Genomic DNA, 8,831 nt, shown 5'->3' with positions numbered 1-8,831 from the left:
AGGGTCCCGTATTCCGCAAGGGACACGTCGTCCGGGAAGAAGACATCCCCGTTCTTCTCAGCGTCGGCAAGGAAAATCTCTACGTGTACGAGCCTGCGCCCGGGCAGGTGCATGAAAACGACGCCGCGACACGCATAGGCAACGCCGTGGCGGGGCAGAACATCGTCTTTTCCGACATCAAGGAAGGACGCATCAATTTTCTTGCCGCCGAACACGGTCTTCTGCGCGTGGACGTTCCCGCCCTTGCCGAAGTGAACGCCTTCCCGGAAATCGTGCTCGCCACGCTTCACACCATGCAGGAAGTGAAGAAGGGACAGGCCGTCGGCGGCACGCGCATCATTCCGCTGCTCATCGAAGAAGAAAAGATCGCCGCGCTTGAACAGGCGGTCACCGCCCCCGTGATCGAGGTTCTCCCCTTCCGTCCCTTCCGCGTGGGCATGGTCACCACGGGCAACGAGGTCTATTCCGGGCGCATCAAGGACGCCTTCGGCCCCGTTCTCAGACAAAAATTTGAAGGCCTTGGAAGCACCGTCATCGGACAGAGCTTTTCCGACGACTCCATAGAAATGACGGTGCAGGGCATCCGCGACTTCATCGCGAAGGGCGCGGACATGGTGGTCTGCACGGGCGGAATGTCCGTGGATCCCGACGACCGCACTCCCGCCGCCATCCGTGCCGCGGGAGGACGTGTGGTCACCTACGGCGCTCCCACCTTCCCCGGAGCCATGTTCCTTCTGGCCTATATCGACAACATTCCGGTACTGGGACTTCCCGGCTGCGTGATGTACCACAGGGCAAGCATCTTCGACCTCGTGGTTCCGCGTCTTCTGGCCGGCATTCCCGTGACCCGGGAAGACATTGTGGCTCTCGGCCACGGAGGCTACTGCGCAGGCTGCGGCGACTGCCGCTATCCCAACTGCGCCTTCGGCAAAAACTAGTCTTCCCGAATCGGCCCGCATTCGGGCGTCCCGCTTCCGCGGCCGCCCCTCCTCTGGATTCCTCTTACAAGGAGCTGCCCATGTTCATCAAATCCCTTCTTGTCAACGGCATACGTCGTCAGGTGCTTGTCAATGCGGAAGATTCGCTTGCCAACGTCCTGCGCGACCAGCTGCAGCTCACCAGCGTGAAGCTGGGCTGCGAAAAGGGTCACTGCGGCGCCTGCAGTGTCATTCTCAACGGCAAGCTCACGCGTACCTGCGTGCTGAAGATGAAGCGCGTGCCCGATGACGCCACGATCATCACTCTGGAAGGCATCGGAACTCCCGAGCATCTGCATCCGCTCCAGGAAGCGTGGATTTTCCATGGCGCAGCCCAGTGCGGCTTCTGCACGCCCGGCTTCATCGTGGCGGCCTATGCCCTGCTTCTTGAGAATCCCTCTCCCACCAGAGAAGAAGTGCGTGAATGGTTCCAGAAGAACCGCAACGTCTGCCGCTGCACGGGCTACATTCCGATCATCAACGCGGTCATGGACGCTGCCGCCGTCATGCGCGGAGACAAGGACATTGAGGAGATCCGCTACAAGGAACCCGCCGAAGGCCATCACCTCGGCTCCACCAAGCCTCGTCCCAGCGCCGTGGCCAAGGTGACCGGCACCGCCGAATTCGGCGCCGACGCCGCCGTGCACATGCCCGCAAACACTCTGCATCTGGCTCTCGCCCAGGCCAAGGTGTCCCATGCCAACATCAAGGGCATCGACACCTCCGAAGCCGAGAAGATGCCCGGCGTGTTCCGCGTTCTCACCCACAAGGACGTCAAGGGCAAGAACCGCATCACCGGCCTCATCACCTTCCCCGACAACAAGGGCGACGGCTGGGACCGTCCCATTCTGAACGACACCAAGGTGTTCCAGTACGGCGACGCTCTCGCCATCGTGTGCGCCGATACCGAATGTCATGCCCGCGCTGCCGCCGAAAAGGTGAAGTTCGACCTTGAGCTTCTGCCCGAGTACATGGACGCTCCTTCGGCCATGGCTCCCGACGCCATCGAAATCCATCCCGGAACCCCGAACATCTACTATGAACCCCACATCGAAAAGGGCGAAGATACCGCTCCCTTCTTCGACGATCCCGAGAACGTCTGGGTGGAAGACAGCTTCTACACCCAGCGCCAGCCTCACCTCAACATCGAACCCGATGTCGGCTACGGCTACATCAACGACAAGGGTCAGGTGGTCATCCACTCCAAGTCCATCGGCCTGCACCTGCACGCCCTCATGATCGCCCCCGGTCTCGGTCTGGAATTCCCCAAGGATCTGGTGCTCGTGCAGAACACCACCGGCGGCACCTTCGGCTACAAGTTCAGCCCCACCATGGAAGCGCTCATCGGCGTGGCCGTCATGGCCACCGGACGCCCCTGCCACCTGCGCTACAACTATGAACAGCAGCAGCAGTACACCGGCAAGCGCTCGCCCTTCTGGACCACCGTGCGCATGGCCGCCGACAAGAAGACCGGCAAGCTGAAGGCCATGGAAACCGACTGGACCTGCGACCACGGTCCCTATTCCGAATTCGGCGACCTGCTCACCCTGCGCGGCGCACAGTTCATCGGCGCAGGCTACGGCATTCCGAACATCCGCGGCAACGGCCGCACCGTGGCCACCAACCACGCCTGGGGCGCGGCCTTCCGCGGCTACGGCGGCCCCGAAGCGGAATTCCCCTCCGAAGTGCTCATGGACGAACTTGCGGAAAAGCTGGGCATGGATCCCTTTGATCTGCGCTACATCAACTGCTACCGTGAGGGCGACACCACGCCTACCGGTCAGAAGCCCGAAGTGCTGAGCCTGCCCGAGATGTTCGACAAGCTGCGTCCTCTGTACGAAGAGGCCAAGAAGCACGCCAAGGAAGCCTCCACCGATACCGTGAAGCGCGGCGTGGGCCTCGCCCTTGCCGTGTACGGCGCAGGCCTTGACGGTCCCGACTCCTCGGAAGCCTGGGCGGAACTCAATCCCGACGGCACCGTGACCATCGGCTGCTCGTGGGAAGACCACGGTCAGGGCGCGGATTCCGGCGCTCAGTGCACCGCTCATGAAGCCCTGCGTCCTCTGGGCATCAAGGTGGACGACATCCGTCTCGTGCTCAACGACACCAGCAAGACCCCGAACTCCGGCCCCGCCGGCGGCTCCCGTTCTCAGGTGATGACCGGCAACGCCATCCGCGTGGCCTGCGAACAGCTCGTTGAAGCCATGCGCAAGCCCGAAGGCGGCTTCTACACCTATGAGGAAATGAAGGCCGAAGGCCGCGACGTGCATCAGGACGGCAAGTGGACCGCTCCCGTGCAGGGCTGCGGCGAAAACTGCCAGGGCGATCCCTTCGCCTGCTACATGTACGGTCTGTTCATGGCCGAAGTCGCCGTGGACGTGACCACCGGCAAGACCAAGGTCGAAAAGATGACCATGGTGGCCGACATCGGCACCGTGGTGAACAAGCTCATCACTGACGGTCAGATCTGGGGCGGTCTCGCTCAGGGCATCGGTCTCGCCCTCTCCGAAGACTACGAGGACATCAAGAAGCACAGCACCATGCTCGGCGCCGGCATCCCCTATCCCAAGGACATCCCGGACAACATGCAGATCATCTATGTTGAGAGCAAGCGTCCCGACGGTCCCTTCGGAGCCTCCGGCACGGGCGAAATCCCGCTGTGCGGCCCGCATCCGGCCATCATCAACGCCATCTACAACGCCTGCGGCGTGCGCATCACGCACCTGCCGGCCTACCCTGAAAAGGTGCTCGCCGGTCTGAAGGAAAAGGCCGCCAAGTAACCTGAACCTGTCTTCCGGGGCCGGGGAAGCGCGCCTTCTCCGGCCCCGTCCTTTTCTGCCCGGACCCTGTCCGGCAGTCTGTTCTTTTTTCTGAGGTACCGCCGTGCTGGAACAAAGCCAACTGCATGCCATCGAGGCCCGCTGCACACAGGAAGCCGCGCCCCGCTGCCGCACCGCCTGTCCGCTGGACATGGACGTGCGCGCCTTTCTCGAATGTCTGGCCGCGGGCAAAGTGCGCGACGCCCGCAAGATTCTGGAACGCCATCTGCCCCTGCCCGGCATCATGTGCTCCCTGTGCGATCATCCCTGTGAAAACGCCTGCCTCCGGCGCGATCTCGGCGGAGGCCTTGCCGTTTCCTCACTGGAAAAGTTCTGCATGAAGGCGGTCCCCTCTCAGACAAGGCCGCTCATCCGTCCCCCGAAGGCTCAGAAGCTGGCCGTGCTCGGCGCAGGCCTCGCCGGACTTGTCGCGGCCTTCGATATTTCCCACAAGGGCTTTGCCGTCACCGTCCTTCATGAAGGCGGGATCGAAGATACGCTGCGCGCCGCCTTTCCCGGCCTTGAGGACTCCGTGCTTGCCGAGGAGCTGCGGGCTCTGGAAAAATTTCATGTCGCCTTTGTTTCGGCCGATCTCGACGAGGCCCTTCTCGCCCGCTGCACCGAAGAATATGCGGCCGTTTTCGTGGATGCCTCGGTCTGTCCCTTCGTCCCCCCGAGCGGTGACATCGATGCTTCAACACTGCTCTGGAAGGACAATGTCTGCTGCGGCGGATGGCCGAGCGTCACGCCCACGGGTGCACACTACGCTTCGGCTTCCTCTCAGGCCGGAGAAGGCCGCCGTGCGGGCATCACGCTTCAGCGCATCATGACGGGCGTGTCCCTTGTGGCCGCGCGTGAGGGAGAAAACCGCGAGAACCGGCTGCACACGCCGCTCGAAGGCATAGCGCCTCTGCCCCGCGTCGTCCCCGAAGGAAACGCCTACACGGAAGAGGAAGCGCGCCGGGAAGCGGACCGCTGCATACGCTGCTCCTGCATGCAGTGCGTGAAGGAATGTCCCTTCCTGCAGAAATATAAGGAATTTCCCCGCATCTATGCGCGCAAGCTCTACAACAACGCCTCCGTCGTGCGCGGCACGCGCACGGCCAACGTCATCATGAACGGCTGCGCCCTGTGCGGCCAGTGCGAGGTCATCTGCCCCGAGCATTTTTCCATGGCGGACCTGTGCCTTGAATCCCGGCGCGACGCCGTGGAGCGCGACGTCATGCCCGCCTCGGCTCACGAATTCGCACTTGAGGACATGGCCCAGGCAAGCGGCCCGGAAAGCGCATTTCTGCTGGAAGACCCGGCTCTTGCCGCTGCGGGCGGACACGCCGCGACCATGTTCTTCCCCGGCTGTCAGCTTGCTGCCTCGCGTCCCGGCCAGGTGCTCGCCATGTACCGGTATCTTCGCGAGAAGCTGCCGGGCGGAGCATCCCTCTACAGCTCATGCTGCGGCATTCCGGCTTACTGGGGAGGGCGGGAAGAACTCTTCAACGAGCACGCCCGGACCCTGCGCAGCGACTGGGAGTCCTGCGGCAGGCCGGAAATTCTTGCAGCCTGCTCTTCATGCATGACGGCCCTGAAAAAGGCGCTGCCCGAAGCCGTGATCACCCCGCTGTGGTCCAGGCTCGACGCTCTCATGCCCGAGCCCTTCAAAAGCGCCGCGCCTGAAGGCATGTGCGTGCAGGATCCCTGCGGAGCCCGCTTCGACACCGAATGGCAGCGAGCCGTCCGCTCCCTTGCCGTCAAGGCGGGCATCCGTGTGGAAGAACCGAAGCGCACCGGCGCGGAAAGCGCCTGCTGCGGCTACGGCGGACTGGTGTGGAACGCACAGCCCGACGTGGCGGATGCCATGGCGAAAAAGCGTGCCGGAGAATTCTCCCTTCCCGTGCTCACCTCCTGCATCATGTGCCACGACCGCTTTGCCGCGGAAACGGAAAGCTGGCATCTTTTCGACATCCTTCCCCAGACGGCGCAGGAAGGTCATGCCGAGGCCACGGCCCCCGGTCTTTCCGCCCGTCGCGCCGGACGCGCGGCACTGAAGGAAGCGGCACTTGAGGAATTTCTCGGGGAAACGCCCGCAGTCCGGTACGATGAGGAACCCATACGCCTGCGCATACCCGAAGAGGTTCGGCAGTCCATGGAACGCCGCTACATCCTTCGTCAGGACGTGGTGACGGCCATTGCGGGCATAGAGAATACCGGCGCCAAGTTCATCAACAGGGAAAACGGACACATTCTCGGCTCGTGGAGACCGCGCAACGTGACTTTCTGGGTGGAATACGCCGCCGATGACGACGGCAGCTTCACGCTGATCAAGGCCTGGTGCCACCGCATGGTGGTGGCCGGCGCCATCCAGCCCGCGGAAAAAGTCATTCTGGAAGACAGGGTGCACGCGTAGACGCGCCTTTTTCACAGCAACACGAGGTATTGTATGGCTCTGGAACCGAACTTCACGACCGACGACGGCGACTGGGTATGCGCCAAGTGTCATGTGCCGCTTGAGCAGATCAAGGTGCAGGCGCTCTACATGCACAGTGCCTTCGACGTCATTCTTCCCCGCTGCCCTTCCTGCGGGCTGACGCTCATTCCCCAATCTCTGGCGGAAGGCAAGATGGCGGAAGTGGAAGCCCTGCTGGAAGACAAGTAGATGGACAAGACAAGCGTTCCCCTGTACGCCTCACAAGCGTTTCAGCGCATTGCGGGCGACACCTGGCGTCCCGGAGGCACGGCACTTACGCTTCACGCCCTCGAACTATGCGCCTTCGCCCCGGGCTCCGACATCCTGGACGTGGGCTGCGGACAGGGGGCCAGTCTTGCTCTTTTGCGCTCTCTCGACCTGAACGGCACGGGGCTCGACCGGGAACGGACGCTTGAGGAGGACTTTCCCTTCGTGCAGGCGGACGCCGAAAATCCGCCCTTTCCCGACGCGTCGTTCGACGGCATTCTGTGCGAATGCGTGCTTTCCCTTCTGCCGGATGCCGGTGCTGCGCTGGAGCGCTTTGCCCGCATTCTGCGACCGGAAGGACGGCTCGTGCTCTCCGACCTCTACGTCCGCTCCGAGTCTTCGACAGCCGCCGGACCTCCCCCCGGATCGTCATGCCTCGCCGGAGCGCGCACAAGACAGGAACTTGAAGCTCTGCTTGAACAAAGCGGCCTTGCCCTGCTTCATTTTGAGGATCATACTGCAAGTCTGAAGGAGCTGGCCGCCCGCCTGCTCTGGTACGGAGACGAAAGCCTCTGCACTCTGCTGCGCGGAAAAAACGACGCAAAAGGCGATAAGCGCCTGACGGGAAGCTGTGCCTGCGATTCCCTCCGACCCGGAAGAGCGCGTTACGGATACGGTCTGTGGATAGCCGCGCCCGCAACTCACGTTCCAAAGATCTGAGCCAGAAAGGAATCCCGGCATTCCGCAGGACCTTTGCCGGCCGCAAGCACGAGCCCTCCGGCCCACGGCCTGCGGAAACCGTTCCCTCATCGCAGAACCGGTCGCTTTTCTGCCGACGCCAGAAACCCAAATAACGCCGCGCGACAAAACGCCTCCGCTCATCAATCTTTCAAGGAGTTCCGCATGAATGCCCTCTTACTGGACCTTCTCCCCTATGTGCGCAAGGGATACTGCTGCGCTCAGCTGCTGCTGGCCCTTGCAAGGCAGCTTGACGACACGGAAGATGCCGCCCTCATGTGCGCCATGCGCGGACTGTGCCACGGCATAGGCCAGTCAGGCGGTCCCTGCGGCCTGCTTACGGGCGGCGCGGCCGTGCTGGCATGGCTTTCCAGCAGAAATGAAGAAGAACCTCATCCCATGATCGACGCCATGACCAACGAATACGCGACATGGTTCATGGAAAGAACGGGAGCGTTCGGCGGAACGGGCTGCGAAAACGTTTCCTCCGGTCTTGCCGCGGCATCCGGCGAGACACTTCCCGAGGGCGGCATGCCCCCCATGGAGCTCTGCGGCGACCTTCTTGCGGAATGCTGGGAAAAGATTCTGGACATTTATGAGTCCTACGACCTTGAAGGCGCAAGGAGCTGACATGCTGCTTGCCCAGACACAGAGCCTGTGTCCCGTCTGTCTGAGACTCGTGGACGCGGGCTATCACCTTGAAGGGGATACGGTCTTTCTTCGCAAGACGTGCCCGGAACACGGTCCCTTTCAGGTTCCCGCCTGGAAGCAGGGCGAAGGCACGCCTTCCTTTAAAATCTGGCGGCAGGGAGCGCGGATTCCCGCCTATCCCGCGCATCCCGCAACAGGCGTCGAGAAGGGCTGTCCCTTCGACTGCGGACTGTGTCCGGAACACGTGCAGCACACCTGCACGGGCCTCATCGAAGTGACCATGCGCTGTTCTCTCGGCTGCCCCGTATGCTATGCCCGCGCGGGAAGCGCCTCGGAAGATCCGTCTCTGGAGGACATCGCCGCACAGCTCGACACCCTGTCTCGCGCCTCCGGCCCCTGCAACGTACAGCTCTCCGGCGGCGAGCCCACGGAGCGAGACGATCTGCCCGTCATCGTGCGCATGGCCAGGGACCGCGGTTTTTCCCTCGTGCAGGTGAACAGCAACGGGCTGCGCCTCGGCAAGGAGGAAGGCTACGCCGAAAGACTCCGGAAAGCGGGACTCGACTCCGTGTACCTTCAGTTCGACGGCGTGAGCGACGATGTTTTCCGCACGCTGCGAGGGCGCGACTGCCTGGCGCTGAAACAGGCGGCCATCGACGCCTGCGGCCGGGCCGGGCTCGGCGTGGTGCTGGTGTGCACGCTGGTGCGCGGCGTCAACGATCATCAGGCAGGAGCCCTGCTCCGCTTCGCCCTTTCGCTGGGCAGCCACGTTCGGGGCCTGCACTTTCAGCCCGTGTCCTCCTTCGGACGCTTTCCGTGGGACATGGGCGAAGCTCCACGCATCACGCTGCCCGAGCTCATGGCAGATCTGGAACGTCAGAGCGACGGTCTGGTGAAGGCGGAACATTTTCATGCGCCGTCCTGCGAGCATCCTCTCTGCTCCTTCAGCGCCGTATACGGCAGAAAAAGCGACGGAAC

General features: G+C 62.8%; 7 protein-coding genes. All 7 read left to right on the top strand.

What is annotated here, in order from left to right:
- Positions 1-938, top strand: a 938-nt coding sequence (locus tag QZZ60_RS08765) for a molybdopterin-binding protein (protein ID WP_295640579.1), incomplete at its 5' end; no start/stop codon positions are given.
- Positions 939-1,018: 80 nt separating this feature from the next.
- A complete protein-coding gene (locus QZZ60_RS08760) occupies positions 1,019-3,757 on the top strand; it encodes a molybdopterin-dependent aldehyde oxidoreductase (protein ID WP_295640577.1) in 2,739 nt (912 codons plus the stop codon).
- Positions 3,758-3,860: 103 nt separating this feature from the next.
- Positions 3,861-6,197, top strand: coding sequence for a pyridine nucleotide-disulfide oxidoreductase/dicluster-binding protein (locus QZZ60_RS08755; RefSeq protein WP_295640575.1), 2,337 nt, complete (start codon positions 3,861-3,863; stop codon positions 6,195-6,197).
- Positions 6,198-6,230: 33 nt separating this feature from the next.
- A complete protein-coding gene (locus tag QZZ60_RS08750; RefSeq protein ID WP_295640573.1) occupies positions 6,231-6,446 on the top strand; it encodes a DVU_1557 family redox protein in 216 nt (71 codons plus the stop codon).
- Positions 6,447-7,184 carry a DVU_1556 family methyltransferase gene (gene trsM, locus QZZ60_RS08745; protein WP_295640571.1) on the top strand — a complete coding sequence of 246 codons (738 nt, stop codon included), beginning with the start codon at positions 6,447-6,449 and terminating at the stop codon, positions 7,182-7,184. It begins immediately after the preceding gene.
- A gap of 183 nt (positions 7,185-7,367) precedes the next feature.
- On the top strand, positions 7,368-7,832 hold the full coding sequence (locus QZZ60_RS08740; RefSeq protein WP_295640569.1) for a DVU_1555 family C-GCAxxG-C-C protein: 465 nt from the start codon (positions 7,368-7,370) through the stop codon (positions 7,830-7,832).
- A gap of 1 nt (position 7,833) precedes the next feature.
- The coding region (locus tag QZZ60_RS08735) for a radical SAM protein (RefSeq protein WP_295640567.1) at positions 7,834-8,831 on the top strand (998 nt) is incomplete at its 3' end.

The organism is uncultured Mailhella sp., from assembly GCF_905187505.1.
In the GTDB taxonomy this organism is placed as follows: domain Bacteria; phylum Desulfobacterota; class Desulfovibrionia; order Desulfovibrionales; family Desulfovibrionaceae; genus Mailhella.
Note: the sequence above shows the minus strand (reverse complement) of the source record. Positions and strands in the feature narration are given on the sequence as shown.

Coding starts and splice junctions, on each gene's coding strand:
- QZZ60_RS08760 (WP_295640577.1), top strand. CDS start 1,019: ATGTTCATCAAATCCCTTCTTGTCAACGGCATACGTCGTCAGGTGCTT.
- QZZ60_RS08750 (WP_295640573.1), top strand. CDS start 6,231: ATGGCTCTGGAACCGAACTTCACGACCGACGACGGCGACTGGGTATGC.
- trsM (WP_295640571.1), top strand. CDS start 6,447: ATGGACAAGACAAGCGTTCCCCTGTACGCCTCACAAGCGTTTCAGCGC.
- QZZ60_RS08740 (WP_295640569.1), top strand. CDS start 7,368: ATGAATGCCCTCTTACTGGACCTTCTCCCCTATGTGCGCAAGGGATAC.